A 17,719-nucleotide genomic window follows, 5' to 3' on the forward strand; every position below is an offset into this window, starting at 1 on the left:
TCCTTAGCTGCAGCCACGCGGATCGGTGGCATAGGACATTTTCGGATCGCACATGCGGATCTGGCCGCCGCTCGATACCACCACCACATAGCGGCGCGCGCTGGCACTGGCCGTGCTGGTCACGTCAGCGCGGTTGAACACGGTGCCGGCCGGTGGCGTATACACGCGGCCCAAGCCGTCGAAATTGATCTCGGCCGGCAGCGCCCCCGCATCGCCGATCGGCGCCGTGAAATAGCCGGCCGGGGCCGGCACCGGGATCGGATCGGCACTGACCGTCACCTTGACCAGCTTGCTGCTTTCACCCGCCGCACGGGTCTGGATGTCTGCCGGGCAGGTGGTAGTCACGGTCGGGCAGCCGACAGTCCAGCCCACCTGGCCTTCCGCGCCGGTCAGGGTGAAACGCACTACCGAATTGCGCCGCACCGCCTCGGCACGCGCGGTCTGCAAGCCGTTCACGATCGATTCGGCGGCGGCGCGGTTCTGCGCGTCCTGCATCCAGGCCGAAAACGCCGGCACGCCCATGGCCAGCAGCACCGCCAGGAGGGTCACGCCGACCATCAGCTCGATCAGGGTGGCGCCCTGTTGGCGGCGCGCTAGCATGTGCCGCCCTTTTTGCGCACCCAGCAGGTAACCGGCGACGCTTCCGACGCCGAGCCCCAGCCGCTTGGCAGCGCGATGGTCTTCTTGTTGTTCGATTGGTCAATCGTGAAAGTGAAACCGGCCATCTTGCCCTGGCCTTCGGCCTTGACCACGTAGGTCGTCGGCGTCAGGGTCGGGCAGCTGTAGACAAAGTCGTCGGCTTGCGGCAGCGCCGCGATAGTGCCGGCGACGCAGGCGCCGTCATAGCTGCGATTGTCCTGGAAATACTGCTCCAGCTTGGCGCGCATGCTGGCCAGGTTATTGGTCGCCTGCGGCAGGCGGCCGGTCTTGATGTAATCGCCGTAGGCCGGGATCGCCACCGCGGCGAGAATGGCGATAATTGCCACGGTCACCATCATTTCAATCAGCGTGAAACCCGCCTGGCGGGGTGCGCCGGCCTGTTGCTGTTCCATGTATTTCTCCAAAGCTGGTATTTGATAGTGCAAGTCTAGACAAGCAAGCTTGCATTTCCCTGAGGAAAACCTGACAAATACCTGACAGTGGCAGTTTTAGGAGGGAAAATACACGGAAAACAGTGCGCCCTGCCCGCTGGCAGGGGTGTCGATGGCAACACTGGCGCCATGGGCAGTTGCGATATCGCGGACGATGGCCAGGCCGATGCCGCTGCCATTGGTCTTTTCATCCAGGCGCTGGAAGCGCTGGAAGACTGCGGCGCGCTTGGCCTGCGGAATGCCCGGGCCGGAGTCTTCCACCGTCAGCATGCCGCCGCCCAGGTGCGGGAAGCAGCTCACCGTGACGGCCCCCTTGGGCGGGGTGTAGCGGATGGCATTATCGACCAGGTTGTCGACCAGGTCGCGCAACATGAAGCGGTCGCCGGTCACCCTGGTTGGCTGCAAGTCGAAGCCGAGGTCGATCTCCTTGCGCAGCGCTTGCTCGACAAAATGCTGGATCGATTCTTCCAGCAACTGGTCGAGCGACAGGCGCTCCATGCGCGTCTTGCGCAAGGGGCCAGGTTCCGCGCGCGCCAGCGCCAGCAACTGGTTGACCTGGCGGATCATGCGCTCGGTCGAGGCCTGCATCATCGCCAGCGACGACGCCGCGGCCGGCGTGCGCTCCTGCGCCGCCAGCAGTTCGATCTGGGTGCGCATGCCGGCCAGCGGGGTCCGCAGCTGGTGCGCCACATTGGCCAGGAAGTCTTGCTGCGCCTGGGCGCCTTCGCGCACGCGCTCCAGCAAGCCGTTGAAAGAGTGCACCATCGGCATCACTTCCAACGGCACGCTGCCGGCCGGGATAGGCGACAAGTCTTCGGCGCTGCGCGCCTGGATGCCGGCCTTGACCTTGTGCAAGGGCGCCAGGCCATTGGTGACCGAAAACCAGACCAGGCCGACCGAAGCGAGCGTAAACACGGCCGCCAGCGGCAGCAACGCGCGCACGATGGCAGTGCGTGCCTGGCCGCGCTTGCGCAGCGTCTTGGCCACCACCACGATGCCCTGCTGCTGCCCGGTCAGCACCGGCAGCGCCACCAGTCGCACCGGGTTCTTCTCGACCACGCCGTCAATCGCCGGGGCACCGGCACGCGCCGGAAAGACCGGCAACACGGCATCGCCGGCCAGCAGGCGACCCTGGCCATCGCGCAAGGCAAAATAGACCTTATCGAGCTCATCCTCGCGCAAGACGCGCTCGGCGGCCTCCGGCAAGTCGAGCACCAGCCGCCCTTCGCGTTCGCTGATGCGGGCGCCCAGCATGGCGGCGGCGTCGCTGAGCGACTGGTCGAAGGCGATCTGGGCCGGGATCCAGGCCAGCGCATAGCTCAGTGCGACGCCGGCCAGGTTCAGCAGGAGAACCGGGCCGATCAGCCATTTGAGCAGGCGCAGGCGGATGCTATCCAAGAGTCTTATCCATTGGCCGGTTCCAGCATATAGCCAAAGCCGCGGATGGTGCGGATGCTGATGCCGGCATCCGCCGTCTTCTGGCGGATGCGCGAGATATAGACTTCCACTGCGTTCGGCGTCACGTCTTCCCCCCAGGGCAGGATGGCGTCGATGATCTGCTGCTTGCTGACCACGCGTGCGCTGTGCTGCAACAGGTACTCCAGCACCGCCCATTCGCGCACCGACAGGTCGATCACCGTATCGCGCACGCGGGCACGCTTGGCGCCCAGGTCCAGCACCAGCGAGCCCATTTGCAGCACGCTGGGCTTCGGCGCATGGCGCCGCGCCAGCGCACGCAGGCGCGCCACCAGCTCCGGCGTGGCGAACGGCTTGACCAGGTAATCGTCGGCGCCCAGCTCCAGGCCGCGCACGCGGTCTTCCACCGCATCGCGCGCCGTCAGCAACAGCACCGGCAGCTGGCTGCCGCGCGCGCGCAGGCGGCGCACCACTTCGAAGCCGTCCAGGCCCGGCAGGCCGATATCGAGCACCAGCACGTCGGCCTGGCCGGGACGCTGCAGCATGGCATCGGCGTCGCTGCCGTTTTGCAGCAGCTCCACTTTCATGCCATGGCCGGACAACACCCGGACTACGCCGTCGGCCAATACTGCGTCGTCTTCTACCAGGATTACATGCATGGGGAGCGCAATTAGTTGATTACCGCGCATTATGCCCCGATTCATCACGAGGTAACAATTGCCTTGCATCATTATCGCGCCGCAAAAAATCTCACTCAAAGCCCGCTCATGATCTTGCTCCGCCCCGCCATCGCCCTCATGCAGCGGCTGCGACTGTTGCCCAAGTTCGCCCTCGTCTGCCTGGTTTTCCTGCTGCCGCTGCTGCTTGCCTCGGGCCTGCTGGTGGCCGAATTGCATAAATCGGTGTCCTTCACCATCCAGGAGCGCCAGGGCCTGGCTTATATCCGCCAATTGCACGAGCTGCGCCGCCGCCTGCAGGAAAAGCGCAACCTGGAACACCTGCGCCTGGCAGCCAGGCAGCTAGATGGCGCGCGCGCGATAGGCGCCGCGGGACAGGCCGCCACGTCCGCGCTGCAGGGCCTGCGCCCGCTTGCCATCGGCACGCTGTCCGGCCTGCCCGCACAGCCTGAGCTGGAACAGGGCTGGCAGCAACTGCAGCGGCGCCAGGCCAGCCTGGATGCACGTGCCAGCTTTGCTGCGCACAGCAGGCTGATCGCGCTGGCCGATGCCCTCGCCGCCCAGGCAGCAGACCGCTCACGCCTGTCGCTCGACCCCGAAGTACGCAGCGCCTACCTGGTTGCCGCCTTCCTCAAGAGCCTGCCGGAGCTGGCGGAAAACCTGTCCGTGATTACCGGCCGCGGCGCCGCCTACATCGACAGCGGCCTGTTCGAAGCCAATGAAGACCAGACGCTGAATGCGACCGCGATGCTGGCGCGCCATGAACTCGAGCGCCTGCCGGGCCAATACCAGGGCATCCTGGCCAACAATCCTGGCCTGGCGCCGGCGCTGCAGCCGCGGCTGGCGGCCGTGCCGGGCGCCCTCGCCTTCCTCGAACGCGCCCGCAATGAGGTGCTGAACTCCTACAACCAGAGCAGCGGCAAGGACTTCAATGCCGCCGGCCTGCAAGCGGCCGCGGCTTTACACGCGCTGTCCGGCAGCAGCGCCGATGCGCTGCAACTTTTGCTGGCCGAGCGCGCTGCGCAAGACCGGCTGCGCCGCAACGCCGTCGGCACCGTGGTCCTGCTCTCCATCGCACTCGCTGCGTGGCTGGGCGCCGGCTTCTATGCCTGCTTCACGCGCGACATCCGTCAACTGAACCATGCCGTGCGCGCCGCCGCGGCGGGCGACCTTAGCGTTCGCATCGGCTCCCCGGCGCAAGACGAAATCGGCGGGCTGGCAAACGCCTTCAGTGGCATGACGGCAGCACTGGAGCGCCTGGTCGCCGATATTCGCAGCGGCGCCGCGCGCATTGCCAGCGCCGCCGATGAACTGGCCAGCGGCAGCACGGCACTGCACGGTTCTACCAGCACCCAGGCTGAAGCCCTGCACGTCACCGTCACTGCCATGGAAGAGCTCGACGCCGCCGTGCGCCGCAACAGCGCCCACGCCGACAGCGGCCGCCAACTGGGGCAGCAGGCGGCCGGCGTAGCCCTGCGGGGCGGCGCCAGCGTCGGCGCCGCAGTCGACACAATGACCGCAATTCGCAGCAGTTCGGATCGCATTGCCGACATTATCGGCGTTATCGACGGCATAGCTTTCCAGACCAATATCCTGGCGCTGAACGCCGCCGTGGAAGCGGCCCGGGCCGGAAACCATGGCCGCGACAGGTTGTGGCTTCCGTGCGCAGCATGGAGCAGGTTATTACCCGGATTACAGAAGCCGAAGCGGGTCAGCGCAGCGAGATCGCGCGCATCAACGGCGCGCTGCACCGTATTGACGACATGACCCGGCAGAATGCCGCCCTGGTGGTCCAGGCATCGGACAGCGCCAGCCGTGTCCATGCGGAAACTGCCATCCTGAATGAAGCCCTTGGCCAGTTCCGCCTCGGCCCTGCAAGCAGGATTTTCAACAGTGCGCCAGCCAAAATTACAATGTTGTAGGACTAGCCTGACAAACTGCCATGTTGCCAGCCTACATGACGGAGGTAACAGGTCTTATGTTCATCTCTCACATAGAAAATTAAAGTATTACCAACGCGATCGGCAAGCAGCTCTCCTAAGAATGCCGACTGCAATACCGTGTACTTTAGTTCTGTGAGGATAAAATGAACAACACTCAACTTAGCGTCTCTGCCAAGAACTCGCTGTCGCAAGCCATGCCGATTGGTTCGACGGAGTTCAAAGTTGCGTCCCGGCCGGTTGTCAGCTACAGCGGCGCCCAGCAAAATGAATTGCTGGCAGCCCTCCCTCGTGAAGCACTGGAGTCCTTGTTCGAGCACCTGGAGCTGGTGCAACTGCCTTTCGGTAAGGAATTGTTTGAATTCGGCAGCAAACTGGAATACGTCTACTTCCCGACGACCGCCATCCTGTCCCTGCTGTACGTGATGGAAGACGGCGCGACCACCGAGATCGCCGTGGTCGGCCACGAAGGCGTGGTGGGCGTGTCGATGTTTGCCGGTGAGCGCGCCATGAGCACCGCCGTGGTGCAAAGCGCCGGCTACGGCTACCGCTTGAAAGCGCAAGCCCTGCGCGACGCCTTCAACCAGGGCGGCGCCCTGCCCCAGCTGCTGATGCGCTACAACGCGGCACTGTTCGCACAGATGGCCCAGAACGCGGTTGGCGGCCGCCACAGCTCGATCGAGCAGAAATTGTGCCGCTGGCTGCTGGACCGCCTGGACCGCTCCCCAAGCAACGAATTGAAGGTGACCCAGGAAATGATTTCCATCATGCTGGGTGTGCGCCGCGAATCGATCACCGCCGCAGCCGGCAAGCTGCAGGAAGACGGCATGATCACCTACCGCCGCGGCAACATCACCGTCATTGATCGTGAAGGTCTGGAACGTTATGCGGGCGAGTGCTATAAGGTGGCGAAGATTGAATATGATCGCCTGCTCGCTGATGTAGCGTGCTGCTAGGATGCAGCATGGCCGCGGGCACGGCGCCAACAGGACGCTTGCCCCGGCCCTTCAGGGGAATATAGACCTCGATGCAGGTTCCCCTGTCACCCCGCCCACGGCGGATATTCAAGATCCCACCCAGCAACAAAGCCCGCTCCCGCATCCCCAGCAAGCCGTGCGACATCGGCTTGGCCAGCGTTGGAGCGGCAATCCCGATCCCGTCATCGATGATGCGCAGTACCAGCATGTCGTCGCGCTGCAGCTTGAGCGAGACGCTGACATGGCCTGCCTTGGCGTATTTGCGGATATTGGTCAGCGACTCCTGCACGATACGGAACAAGGCAATCGACAGGCTGCTGTCGCCGGCTTTGGCAACGGCGTCAATATCGGGGCCGATTTCGGTCTCGCACGGGATATTGGCCATGCGCGTGAAGTCTTCGCAGTAGCTGTCGATCGCCGCGCACAGGCCGAGGTTGTCGAGCAGGCTCGGGCGCAAGTCCTCGATGATGCGCCGCTTCAGTTCCACCGTATCGACCAGGGTGCCGCGCGCACGGCGCAGCTGGGCCGCCAGCTCAGGATTGGTCTTCTGCAGCTGGTGCGCGACCGCCGCGATATCCATGCTGATCGAGGTTAGGTTGGCGCCCATCTCATCGTGCAGTTCGCGCGACAGCCGCATCTTCTCTTCTTCGCTGATCGAAATCAGGTGGCGCGACAACACCGATAGCTGCTCGGTACGCTGCTGCACCATCGATTCCAGGCTTTCGTTTGACAATTGCAGCGCGTGCTCCACCGCTGCCCGGTGTACGAAACTGCGCCGCACCAGCTGGTAGAACATCACCAGCACCACGATCGCGATGGCATTGATGCCGGCGCCCATCACCACGGCCTTCTGGTATTCCTGGTAGAAGCTGGCGGCGCGGGCCGACATGGCTTCGCCCTGCTCGCGCACCATGATCACCACTTGCAGGCGGATTTCATCCATGCCGCTGCGCTCGTCGCTGACCCTGGCTATATTGACGATATCGTCCAGCCCGCCATGCTTGTAGACTTCGATGGCCTGGGTCAGGATGGCGATGCGCTTGCGCACCAAGACCTGCAATTGCTGCAGGTTTTTTAATTGGATCGGATTGTTCGCCAGCAGCTTCTCCAGCTCGCGGAACTGCTGTTCTGACTCGGTGATGACCGAGCGCGTCGGCCCCAGGTAGGCTTCCTTGCCGGAAATGAAATAGCCGCGCGCGCTGCTGTCGGCGTCGAGCACCAGCACGTTCAGGTATTGCAGCCGCTCAGCCACGCGCGAGCTGAGCGCCAGCTGTTCATTGGCGCCCTTCAGCGATTGCAGGTTATGGAAAAGGCTGAAACCGTTGACGATCAGGATCAGCGCACAGGTGACGCACAGTAGCGTTTTGTACAGCGGCAGCCGGTGCCGGGGCGCTGGTTCGATGGTGAAGTACATTTTCCCCATTATAGACCCGCAGCAAGATGCTGCCGCACGGAAAGCTAATTGTGCAGCAGCGCGAAAGTGTAACCAGACGTATCAATCCAGCAAATTGTTCTTCATTGCGTAGTACGTCAAGTCACTATTCGACTGCAAGCCCATCTTCTCCATAATGCGCGTGCGATACGTACTAACGGTCTTGATGCTCAGCGAAAGTGCCGTGCCGATGTCGGACACGGTGGCGCCGCGTGCCAGGCGCAGGAACACCTGGAATTCGCGGTCCGACAGCTCCGTATGCAGGGCTGTGTTCGGATCGCGGTCAAAGCTTTGCGCCAGCAGTTCGCCCACTTGCGAGCTGACATAGCGGCGGCCCTGGTGCACGGTGCGCACGGCGTTGATCAGTTCCTCCGCCTCGCATTCCTTGTTCAGGTACCCGTTGGCGCCCATCTTGAACAGGTTGAGCGCATATTGCTGGGCTGGATAGCCGGACAGGATCAGCACCGGCAAGTCCGGCTGGCCCTGGCGGATGGTGCGCAGAGTATCGATACCGCTCTGGTCCGGCATGGCGATGTCAAGCAGCAGCACGTCGCACACTTCCTTGCGTGCGATGTCGAGCGCTTCACGCCCGGTGCTGCCTTCAGCGACTACGCTGAATTCGTCCGACGACGAAAAGATTTGCTTGAAACCCGCCCGTACAATCTGGTGGTCGTCACAGATGGCTACGCGAATCATTGTCTTCCCTCTTGAATTCCTAGCTTGGGAACGGAGCCAGCGTCTGCAATATCACTAGCAAAATCATAACGTTAATATTGTAGCACCAATGGTTTAACGGTTTAGCCGAGTCTAACCGAAAAAAAGGACGCCTAAGCGCCCCTGCTACAGCTGCTTACAACTTTAGTAGCTCGAGGATGCCTTGCAGCTCGCTGCGCAGCATCTCGCGGTCCAGCGGCGGCGCTTCGCGTGCCAAGCCAAGAGTTTCATCATACTCGCCTTGGGCCGAATCGGCAGCCCGGCTATCGAGCTTGTTGCGCGCACCGGAAATGGTGAAGCCCTGCTCGTACAGCAGCTCGCGGATGCGGCGGATCAGCAGCACTTCATGATGCTGGTAATAGCGGCGGTTGCCGCGCCGTTTGACCGGTTTCAGCTGGGTGAATTCCTGTTCCCAATAGCGCAGCACATGCGGCTTCACGCCGCACAGTTCACTGACCTCGCCAATGGTGAAATAGCGTTTCGCCGGAATCGGCGGCAACACTACCAGGTCTGCCTTGCCAGGTCGGTCGTTCATTCACGCACCTATGGGATTCAGGATGCGCGCGCCGTACCGGCGCTGTCTTCGACCATGCCTTTCAGCTTCTGGCTGGCGTGGAAGGTCACCACACGGCGCGCCGTGATCGGGATTTCCTCGCCGGTTTTCGGATTGCGGCCCGGACGCTGCGGCTTGTCGCGCAGCTGGAAGTTGCCGAAACCGGACAGCTTCACCGCCTCGCCCCGTTCCAGCGCGTTGCGGATCTCGTCAAAGAAGGTTTCGACCATGTCCTTGGCCTCGCGCTTGTTCAGGCCTACCTGTTCGAACAGAAGTTCGGCCAGTTCAGCCTTGGTCAGCGTAGGCAAATCTTTTTCAGCTTCCTGGCGTACCTTGGCGTTCTGCATCGCGCTGTGCAACTCGGCGTCCAATGCGGATTCAAGTACGGCGGAATCGACGTCGTTGTTGTTAATTTTGCTGCCCTGCCTTTTAAAGTACATGAGTCCGGCAGTGCCGGACTCGCTGGTCATACTGAATTGTTAAATCAAGCCCGCAGTTTTGCACCGTGTGCCAGGACCACATGGGCGGTCAGCGTCTTCATCAGCTCGTCCACGACATCATCCTGCAGGGTGTTTTGAGTATCTTGCAAGCTAAAGCGGAAAGCAAGCGATTTTTCGTCGCTTTCCAGGCCTTGGCCGCGATATTCATCAAACAAAACAATGGCTTGCACAATGCGCCCTTGAGCATGCGCCGCCACGGCGCCATTGAAGGCGTCAAGCAGGTCCTGCACCGGAACGGCTTGTTTTACCACCAGGGCGACGTCGCGCGTGGTGCCTGGGAATTTCGAAATCTCTTCGTATTCTGGCACGCGGCGTTGCTGCAACGCAACGGCATCGACTTCGAACAACACTGGCGCCTTCGGCAGGTCGTACTTTTGCAGCCAGCGCGGATGCAATTCGCCGATAAAGCCGATCACCTTGCCGTCCAGTTCCACCGCAGCGGCCCGGCCCGGGTGCAGGGCCGGGTGGGCCAGCTTCGCAAAGCGCAGTTGGCGCGGCGCGAACAGGGCTTCCAGGTCAGCCTTGACGTCGAAGAAGTCCACGTCGCGCGCTTTCTGCCCCCACTGCTCGTCGGCTGCCGGGCCGTAGGCCATGGCAGCGACGCGCTGCGGCTGGTCGTAGCCGGCTACGGTCAGAGGGCCGTCCTGCACGGAAGCGTCGCGCTTGAAGATGGCGCCAACCTCGAACAGGCGCACGCGCGGCTGCTTGCGGTTGACGTTGTAGCGCACGTTCGCCACCAGGCTGCCGATCAGCGACGAACGCATCACCGACATCTGGGACGCGATCGGATTCTGCAGCTTGATCGGGCTGTCGTTGCCGTTGAAGTCCAGCTCCCACTGCGCTTCCACGAAGCTCATGTTGACCACTTCCTGATAACCCAGGTCGGCCAGCTGGTGGCGCACGGCAAAGATCGAACGGGTGTCTTCCGGTGCGATGCGCATCTCGTTTGCGGCGATTGGCGGCCGGGTCGGGATGTTCTCGAAGCCGTACACGCGGGCCACTTCTTCGATCAGGTCCTCTTCGATTTCGATGTCGAAACGGTAGGACGGCGAAGTGACGCTGAATACACCGTCTGCCAGCGTGAACGCGAGGCCCAGCCGCGTGAAAATATCGGCAACCATCGCGTCGTTCAGCGCTACGCCAATCACCTTCGCGGCGCGGGCGGTGCGCATCTGCACCGGGGCGCGCTGCGGCAGGTTGACGACCTGGTCGTCGATGGCGCCGACCTTGGTGTCAGGCGTGCCGCAGATTTCCACCAGCAGCGCGGTAATGCGCTCCAGGTGCTCGGGGATCGATGCGAAGTCCACGCCGCGCTCGAAGCGGTGCGCCGCATCGGTCGAGAAGTTGTACTTGCGGGCGCGGCCCTGGATGGCGTTCGGCCACCAGAAAGCCGCTTCCAGGTAGATGTTGGTTGTATCGTCCGACACGGCGGTAGCGTCGCCGCCCATGATGCCGGCCAGCGACTCCAGTTCCTTGTCGTCGGCGATCACGCCCACCCATTCATCGACTTCAATGGTGTTGCCGTTCAGGAGCTTGATCTGCTCGCCCTTCTTGCCCCAGCGGACGTCCAGCGAACCGTGGATCTTGTCCAGGTCGAACACGTGCGAAGGACGGCCCATTTCCAGCATCACGTAGTTGGAAATGTCGACCAGTGCCGACACCGGACGCTGGCCGCTGCGCTCCAGGCGCTGCTTCATCCAGGCCGGAGTTTCGGCTTTGGCGTTCAGGCCGCGAATCACGCGGCCGGCGAAACGGCCGCACAGGTCCGGTGCGCTGATCTTCACCGCCAGCTTTTCGTCCAGCGTGACCGGCACGACGCGGTTCTGCGGCAGGTTCAGTTGCGAGTCGGTCAGCGCCGCCACTTCACGCGCCACGCCCAGCACGGACAGGCAGTCCGCCTTGTTCGGGGTCAGCTTGATGGTGAATTTCAGGTCGTTCAGCGCAAAGTAGTCGCGGATGTTCTGGCCGATCGGCGCGTCGTCCGGCAGCTCGATCAGGCCACCGTGATCTTCCGACAGCTTCAGTTCGCGTGCGGAGCACAGCATGCCTTGCGACTCAACGCCGCGCAGCTGGCCAACCTTGATTTCGAACGGCTTGCCGTCGGCGCCAGGCGGCAGCACGGCGCCGGCCATGGCGCATGCCACCTTCAGGCCCGGGCGCACGTTCGGCGCGCCGCAGACGATGTTCAGCAAGGTGCCGGTGCCTACGTCGACCTGGCAGACGTTCAGGCGGTCGGCGTTCGGGTGCTTGGCGGTTTCGCGCACATGGCCCACCACCACGTTGGTGAATGGCGGCGCGACAGGATCGATGTCTTCCACTTCGAGGCCGGACATGGTCAGCATGTGTGCCAGTTCATCCGAAGTCATCTTCGGATCGACCATGGTGCGCAGCCAGTTTTCAGAGAATTGCATAGTCAGCTCTTTCGTATCTTTTAGAACCGGTAAACCTGGGTCAGACCCAAGGGTCCGACCCTGTCTGTTCCGCAGTCCGCGGCTTCGGCATAAGGAGGGTCGGCCCCTTGGGTCTGACCCTGTTTTGCCGGGTTTTAGTTGAACTGCTTCAGGAAGCGCAAGTCGCCTTCGTAGAACAGGCGCAGGTCATTGACGCCATAGCGCAGCATGGTCAGGCGCTCAAGGCCGGAGCCGAACGCGAAGCCGATGTACTTCTCCGGATCGAGCCCGAAGTTGCGCACCACATTCGGATGCACCTGGCCGGAGCCGGAAACCTCCAGCCAGCGCCCCTTCAGTGGACCGCTGCCGAAAGCGATGTCGATCTCCGCCGACGGCTCCGTGAACGGGAAATACGAAGGACGGAAGCGCACTTGCAGGTCATCGGTCTCAAAGAAAGCCTTAACGAAATTCAGGTACACGCCCTTCAGGTCAGCGAAGGAAATGTCTTCCGCAATCCACAGGCCCTCGACCTGGTGGAACATCGGCGAGTGGGTCGCATCCGAGTCGACGCGATAGGTGCGGCCCGGCGCGATCACCTTGATCGGCGGCTTGTTGTTGCGGGCATAGCGCACCTGCATCGGCGAAGTATGGGTGCGCAGCAGCAGCGGCTTGCCGGTGCTGTCGTTGCCTTCAACGTAGAAGGTATCCTGCATCGAACGCGCCGGATGGTTTTCAGGCGAATTCAGTGCGGTGAAGTTGGTCCAGTCGGTTTCGATTTCAGGGCCCGCAGCGACGTCGAAGCCGATCGAGCGGAAGATCTCTTCCACGCGTTCCCAGGTGCGCATCACAGGATGGATGCCGCCTTTGGAACGGCCGCGGCCTGGCAGCGATACGTCGATCGCTTCGGCATTCAGGCGCAGTTGCAATTGCGCCTCCGCCAGCGCATCACGGCGCGCGGTCAGCGCGGCTTCGATCTGCACCTTGGCGGCGTTAATCAGGGCGCCCTGCGCCTTTTTCTCTTCAGGGTCGAGCTTGCCCAGGCCCTTCATCATTTCGGTGATCTGGCCTGTCTTGCCAAGGTACTTGGCTTTGGCGTTTTCAAGTGCGGCAGCGTCTGCGGCGGCGAGGAAGTCAGCCTGCGCGGAGACGACGAGTTGTTCGAGCGAGTTCATCCGACGTTTTTCCTGTTTTGGAAACTAAAAACGGGACATAGCTAAGCCATGTCCCGCTTCTTATGAGCGCCGCCCGAAGGCAGCACACATCACTGGCAATTAAGCAGCGATCTTGGCTTTGACGACGTTGACAATCGCTGCAAATGCAGGCTTGTCCATCACAGCCATATCAGCCAGGACCTTACGGTCCAGTTCAATAGCGGCCTTCTTCAGACCGTTCATGAACACGCTGTAGGTCACGCCGTGTTCGCGGGCAGCCGCGTTGATACGGGTGATCCACAGGGCGCGGAAGACGCGCTTCTTGTTACGACGGTCGCGGTATGCGTACTGGCCAGCGCGCATCACTGCTTGCTTGGCAATACGGAATACTTTGCTGCGACGACCGCGGTAACCCTTGGCCAGGTTCAGTACTTTCTTATGACGGGCACGCGCGGTAACCCCACGTTTTACTCGAGGCATAGTAGCTCCTTAAATAACGAGTGAGATTAAGCGGATGGCATCATACGCAGAACGCTAGTCACGTCCGACGCATTGATGTTACGGGTGCCACGCAGTTGACGCTTGTTTTTGGTGGTCTTCTTGGTCAGGATGTGGCGTTTGAAAGCCATGCCCGACTTAACGGTGCCACCTGGGCGCACGCGAAAACGTTTTTTCGCGGAGCTCTTGGTTTTCATTTTTGGCATGTGAATGCTCCAATAACGACCGGATTGTAGGTGGCAGCCCTTCGCTGCACTTTTGGTGCCTACTCTCACGGGAACCCGGGAGTATAGCACAGGTTTTCTTGAAACCGGTAAACCGGGGTCTGAGTCAAGGGTCAGACCCGGTATAAGCAACGGCCGCGGGATTGGTTCTGGGCCTTTGACTTATTGCGAAAGTCAAAAAACCCACAACCAACCCCCGCGGCCGTTGAGCAGACAGGGCCTGACCCTTGGGTCAGACCCTGGCTTACCGGTTTTACTTCTTCTTCTTCGGCGCCAGCACCATGATCATCTGGCGGCCTTCCATCTTAGGGAACTGCTCGACCTGGCCATGCGGCTCCAGGTCAGCTTTCAGACGCTCGAGCATGCGCATGCCGATATCCTGGTGGGCCATTTCACGGCCGCGGAAACGCAGGGTGATCTTGGTCTTGTCACCGTCTTCCAGGAACTTGATCAGGTTGCGCAGCTTGATGTTGTAGTCGCCATCGTCGGTGCCCGGACGGAATTTGACTTCCTTCACCGAGATTACCTTCTGCTTCAACTTGGCTTCGTGCGCCTTCTTCTGTTCCGAATACTTGAACTTACCGTAATCCATCAGTCGGCAGACTGGAGGATTCGCGTTCGGCGCGATCTCGACCAGGTCGACATCGGCCTCTTCCGCCAGGCGGAAGGCTTCGGCCAGGCTTACGATGCCCAGCGGTTCGTTGTCCACGCCCGACAGACGCATTTCGGGGTGGGTGATCTCGCCATTGATGCGATGGGCAGACTTGTCAGTAGCTATTGTAGTTTCCTTCAATGTTAATTTAGTGGGCCGGTTGCGGGGCTCCCCGCATTAGGCTTTGGTATCGACGTCGTTTTGAAGTCGCTCCACCAGGGCTTCGATCGACATGACGCCCAGATCGACATTGCCCCGCGCACGCACGGCCACGGTATTGGCATCCCGTTCTTTGTCGCCCACCACGAGAATGAAAGGCACTTTTTGGACGGAATGTTCGCGGATTTTATACGTAATCTTCTCGTTGCGCAAATCAGCAGCAACGCGGAAGCCCAGCTTGCGCAGCCTGGATTCAAGCGCCTTGCAGTAATCGGCCTGGGCGTCGCTGATGTTCAGAATGGATACTTGCTGAGGAGCAAGCCACATCGGCAGCGCGCCGGCGTAGTTCTCGATCAGGATGCCGATGAAGCGCTCGAGCGAGCCCACGATTGCACGATGCAGCATGACCGGGGTCTTGCGGGTGTTGTCATCCGCAACATATTCCGCCCCCAGGCGGCCTGGCATGAAGAAATCGACCTGCATGGTGCCGACCTGCCATGGGCGGCCCAGCGAATCCTTCAGGTGGTACTCGATCTTCGGACCATAGAAGGCACCCTCGCCTGGCAGCTCGGTCCAGGTCACGCCGCAAGCGCGCAGGCCGGAGCGCAGCGCTTCTTCAGCTTTATCCCACACTTCGTCGTCGCCAATGCGGTTGTCAGGGCGCAGCGCCAGCTTGACGTCGATGTTCTCGAAATGGAAATCTTTATAGACTTCCATCGCCTGCTGGTGGAAAGCCACCACTTCCGGCTCGATCTGTTCGTTGGTGCAGAAGATATGGCCGTCGTCCTGGGTAAAGCCGCGCACGCGCATGATGCCGTGCAGCGCACCGGACGGCTCGTTGCGGTGGCACTGACCGAATTCACCGTAGCGCAGCGGCAGGTCGCGGTAGGAACGCAGGTCGCTGTTGAAGATCTGCACATGACCCGGGCAGTTCATCGGCTTCAGCGCGTAGGAACGGTTTTCAGACTCGGTCACGAACATGTTTTCGCGGTAGTTTTCCCAGTGGCCGGTCTTGCCCCACAGCGAAGCGTCCAGGATCTGCGGCGCTTTCACTTCCTGGTAGCCGTTTTCCTGGTACTTGCGGCGCATGTACTGCTCCACTTGCTGCCAGATGGTCCAGCCTTTCGGATGCCAGAACACCAGGCCCGGCGCCTCATCCTGGAAGTGGAAGAAGTCCAGTTGCTTGCCCAGCTTGCGGTGGTCGCGCTTTTCCGCCTCTTCCAGCTGGAACAGGTATTGTTCCTGGTCTTCCTTCCTGGTCCAGGCAGTGCCGTACACACGCTGCAGCATCTCATTCTTGCTATCGCCGCGCCAGTAAGCGCCGGCCAGCTTCATCAGCTTGAAGACTTTCAGCTTGCCGGTCGATGGCACGTGCGGGCCGCGGCACAGGTCGGTGAAATTGCCTTCGGTGTACAGCGACACATCTTCATTGGACGGGATCGAAGCGATGATCTCGGCCTTGTAGTGTTCGTTGATGGACTTGAAGTAAGCCACGGCTTCGTCGCGCGGCAAGACCTTGCGGGTCACCTGCTCGTCCTTCTTCGCCAGTTCAGCCATCTTCTTCTCGATCGCCACCAGGTCGTCCGGGGTGAACGGGCGCTTGTAGGAGAAGTCGTAATAGAAGCCGTTTTCGATGACCGGTCCGATGGTGACTTGCGCATCAGGGAACAGCTCCTTCACGGCGTAAGCCAGCAAGTGCGCGGTCGAGTGACGAATGACTTCCAGGCCTTCCGGATCCTTTTCGGTCACGATGGCGACGTCGGAGTCCTTTTCAATCAGGAAAGAAGTATCAACGACCTTGCCATCAACCTTGCCCGCCAGGGCCGCTTTGCCCAGGCTGGTGCTGATGTTGGACGCAACCTGCGCCACGGTCAGGGGTGCATCGAATTGGCGGACGGAACCGTCGGGCAGTCGGATTGAAACCATCATGGATCTCCGGAAGAAAAAGGTAATACTGGGAAAAATGGACGAAAAAAAAACGCGGGCTAGCCGCGTTTTTCTTCAATTGAACAAGCAAAAGAAAGCCGATCGACTAGCGTCACTCACCAACCTTGATGGTAGTTCGCGGTGTCATAACCGGTGTGCCTTTCTCGCTCTTACAAAATGTCTGGTGGGCGGTGAGGAATTCGAATCCCCGACCCCTTGGATGTCGACCAAGTATTCTAACCAGCTGAACTAACCGCCCGTGTCTTTTGCAATGGTACTACATAAAAATGTTCTGGTGGGCGGTGAGGAATTCGAATCCCCGACCCCTTGGATGTCGACCAAGTATTCTAACCAGCTGAACTAACCGCCCGAGAGCCAGCATTATAGAGAGCACTTCCCTCTGTGACAAGTGTTTTCCGACGAAAACATTGCTGCTATATTCAGAGCCTATGCAAAACCACGATTCCACGCACCTCCACGCCCATTTGGACGGCGACGCCCAACACGCCCACTTCAACGAACATCGCAGCCAGGCAGCACTGGCAGCCGCACTGGCACTGACTTTAGGCTTTGCCGTGGTCGAAGTGGTGGCTGGCTTCATGGCCAATTCGCTGGCCCTGATTTCCGATGCGGGCCATATGGTGACCGACGCCGCGGCGCTAGGCCTGGCCTTGCTGGCGCAACTGATTGCCAAGCGCCGCCCTTCTGCGCGCTACTCTTTCGGTTTCGGCCGCGCCGAGGCGCTCGCTGCCTTCGTGAATGGACTGGCAATGCTGCTGGTCGTTGGCTGGATTGTGTTTGAAGCAGTGCAGCGCTTCGCATCGCCAGTGCCGGTGCAAGGCGGCACTGTGCTGGTCGTCGCCGCCATCGGCCTTGCAGTCAACGTGCTCGTCGCCTGGAGCCTGTCGCGCGACAAGGAAAGCATGAATACCCGCGCCGCCCTGGTGCACGTGCTGGGCGACTTGCTTGGCTCTGTCGCCGCCCTGGTCGCCGGCGGCGTGATCATGGCAACCGGCTGGATGCAGATCGACCCGATCCTCTCGCTGCTGGTATCGCTGCTGATTCTCAAATCAACTATCGGCGTGCTCCGCGAATCTTTCCATCACCTCATGGAAGGTGTGCCTGACAGCGCCGATTACGCACAGATCGGAGCCGACCTGGCCGAGGTGCCTGGTGTGCTTTCGGTGCACGATTTGCACGTGTGGGAGATGTCGCCAGGCCAGCCTGCCCTGATCGGCCACCTCGAAATCAACGATCTGCAGGCGTGGCCGCAAATCCTGCACAACGTCAAAGCCATGCTGCTGGCAAAGCACGGGATCGATCACATCACGCTCCAGGCAGAACCGCAGGTCGAATGAACGACGTCGGCGCATTTAACGCCGGCGCCGCTGCAACAAGTACGACACTCCGGGCACAAAT

17 protein-coding genes and 2 tRNA genes are annotated in these 17,719 nt (G+C 61.2%); 3 read left to right on the top strand and 16 right to left on the bottom strand.

The window, feature by feature from the left end:
• Nucleotides 1-3: 3 nt before the first annotated feature.
• From ACN9MZ_RS17870 to ACN9MZ_RS17885, 4 genes are all read right to left on the bottom strand, one after another.
• Nucleotides 4-600: a GspH/FimT family pseudopilin gene (locus tag ACN9MZ_RS17870; protein WP_426338312.1), complete on the bottom strand. Its 597-nt coding sequence runs from the start codon at nt 598-600 to the stop codon at nt 4-6.
• Complete coding sequence (locus tag ACN9MZ_RS17875; protein WP_426338313.1) at nt 594-1,052, bottom strand: type IV pilin protein; 459 nt, start codon at nt 1,050-1,052, stop codon at nt 594-596. Before ACN9MZ_RS17875 ends, ACN9MZ_RS17870 begins: the two co-directional genes overlap by 7 nt.
• A 96-nt stretch (nt 1,053-1,148) precedes the next feature.
• Nucleotides 1,149-2,489 carry a sensor histidine kinase gene (locus tag ACN9MZ_RS17880; RefSeq protein ID WP_426338314.1) on the bottom strand — a complete coding sequence of 447 codons (1,341 nt, stop codon included), beginning with the start codon at nt 2,487-2,489 and terminating at the stop codon, nt 1,149-1,151.
• A 5-nt stretch (nt 2,490-2,494) separates the two neighbouring features.
• Nucleotides 2,495-3,166 (bottom strand): response regulator transcription factor, encoded by a 672-nt coding sequence (locus ACN9MZ_RS17885; protein ID WP_426338315.1) that lies wholly within the window; start codon nt 3,164-3,166, stop codon nt 2,495-2,497.
• A gap of 108 nt (nt 3,167-3,274) precedes the next feature.
• Here ACN9MZ_RS17885 and ACN9MZ_RS17890 point away from each other — a divergent pair, with 108 nt between their 5' ends.
• Nucleotides 3,275-4,951, top strand: a complete 1,677-nt coding sequence (locus ACN9MZ_RS17890) for a methyl-accepting chemotaxis protein (RefSeq protein WP_426338316.1) — start codon at nt 3,275-3,277, stop codon at nt 4,949-4,951.
• A 319-nt stretch (nt 4,952-5,270) separates the two neighbouring features.
• Nucleotides 5,271-6,080 carry a Crp/Fnr family transcriptional regulator gene (locus ACN9MZ_RS17895; protein WP_426161983.1) on the top strand — a complete coding sequence of 270 codons (810 nt, stop codon included), beginning with the start codon at nt 5,271-5,273 and terminating at the stop codon, nt 6,078-6,080.
• Here ACN9MZ_RS17895 and ACN9MZ_RS17900 read toward each other — a convergent pair.
• The 12 genes from ACN9MZ_RS17900 to ACN9MZ_RS17955 all read right to left on the bottom strand — a co-directional run bounded on the left by ACN9MZ_RS17900 (nt 5,983) and on the right by ACN9MZ_RS17955 (nt 16,670).
• Nucleotides 5,983-7,515, bottom strand: coding sequence for a CHASE3 domain-containing protein (locus ACN9MZ_RS17900; RefSeq protein WP_426338317.1), 1,533 nt, complete (start codon nt 7,513-7,515; stop codon nt 5,983-5,985). The genes ACN9MZ_RS17895 and ACN9MZ_RS17900 overlap by 98 nt on opposite strands.
• An 81-nt stretch (nt 7,516-7,596) precedes the next feature.
• On the bottom strand, nt 7,597-8,229 hold the full coding sequence (locus ACN9MZ_RS17905; protein WP_028101218.1) for a response regulator: 633 nt from the start codon (nt 8,227-8,229) through the stop codon (nt 7,597-7,599).
• A 154-nt stretch (nt 8,230-8,383) separates the two neighbouring features.
• Nucleotides 8,384-8,782: a MerR family transcriptional regulator gene (locus ACN9MZ_RS17910; RefSeq protein WP_426338318.1), complete on the bottom strand. Its 399-nt coding sequence runs from the start codon at nt 8,780-8,782 to the stop codon at nt 8,384-8,386.
• 17 nt (nt 8,783-8,799) lie between these two features.
• Nucleotides 8,800-9,147, bottom strand: a complete 348-nt coding sequence (locus ACN9MZ_RS17915) for an integration host factor subunit alpha (protein WP_055925271.1) — start codon at nt 9,145-9,147, stop codon at nt 8,800-8,802.
• Between the two features lie 137 nt (nt 9,148-9,284).
• Nucleotides 9,285-11,711: a phenylalanine--tRNA ligase subunit beta gene (gene pheT, locus ACN9MZ_RS17920; RefSeq protein ID WP_426338319.1), complete on the bottom strand. Its 2,427-nt coding sequence runs from the start codon at nt 11,709-11,711 to the stop codon at nt 9,285-9,287.
• A gap of 134 nt (nt 11,712-11,845) precedes the next feature.
• A complete protein-coding gene (pheS, locus tag ACN9MZ_RS17925) occupies nt 11,846-12,862 on the bottom strand; it encodes a phenylalanine--tRNA ligase subunit alpha (protein ID WP_426338320.1) in 1,017 nt (338 codons plus the stop codon).
• 99 nt (nt 12,863-12,961) lie between these two features.
• Nucleotides 12,962-13,321 carry a 50S ribosomal protein L20 gene (rplT, locus tag ACN9MZ_RS17930; protein ID WP_028101213.1) on the bottom strand — a complete coding sequence of 120 codons (360 nt, stop codon included), beginning with the start codon at nt 13,319-13,321 and terminating at the stop codon, nt 12,962-12,964.
• Between the two features lie 26 nt (nt 13,322-13,347).
• Complete coding sequence (gene rpmI, locus ACN9MZ_RS17935) at nt 13,348-13,545, bottom strand: 50S ribosomal protein L35 (RefSeq protein WP_057262756.1); 198 nt, start codon at nt 13,543-13,545, stop codon at nt 13,348-13,350.
• Nucleotides 13,546-13,816: 271 nt separating this feature from the next.
• Complete coding sequence (gene infC / locus ACN9MZ_RS17940) at nt 13,817-14,356, bottom strand: translation initiation factor IF-3 (RefSeq protein ID WP_426338321.1); 540 nt, start codon at nt 14,354-14,356, stop codon at nt 13,817-13,819.
• Between the two features lie 36 nt (nt 14,357-14,392).
• Nucleotides 14,393-16,300, bottom strand: a complete 1,908-nt coding sequence (gene thrS, locus ACN9MZ_RS17945; RefSeq protein ID WP_426342924.1) for a threonine--tRNA ligase — start codon at nt 16,298-16,300, stop codon at nt 14,393-14,395.
• A 182-nt stretch (nt 16,301-16,482) separates the two neighbouring features.
• Nucleotides 16,483-16,559: transfer RNA gene (locus tag ACN9MZ_RS17950), tRNA-Val, on the bottom strand.
• Nucleotides 16,560-16,593: 34 nt separating this feature from the next.
• Nucleotides 16,594-16,670 (bottom strand) — tRNA-Val (locus ACN9MZ_RS17955).
• A 79-nt stretch (nt 16,671-16,749) separates the two neighbouring features.
• Between ACN9MZ_RS17955 and ACN9MZ_RS17960 the strand changes: the two genes are divergently transcribed.
• The gene (locus ACN9MZ_RS17960) at nt 16,750-17,658 is read left to right on the top strand and encodes a cation diffusion facilitator family transporter (RefSeq protein WP_426338322.1); all 909 of its coding nucleotides are present in this window, start codon (nt 16,750-16,752) and stop codon (nt 17,656-17,658) included.
• The last annotated feature ends 61 nt before the right edge of the window (nt 17,659-17,719 follow it).

It is taken from the genome of Pseudoduganella sp. S-14 (assembly GCF_049913285.1).
Taxonomy (GTDB): Bacteria; Pseudomonadota; Gammaproteobacteria; order Burkholderiales; family Burkholderiaceae_D; genus Rugamonas.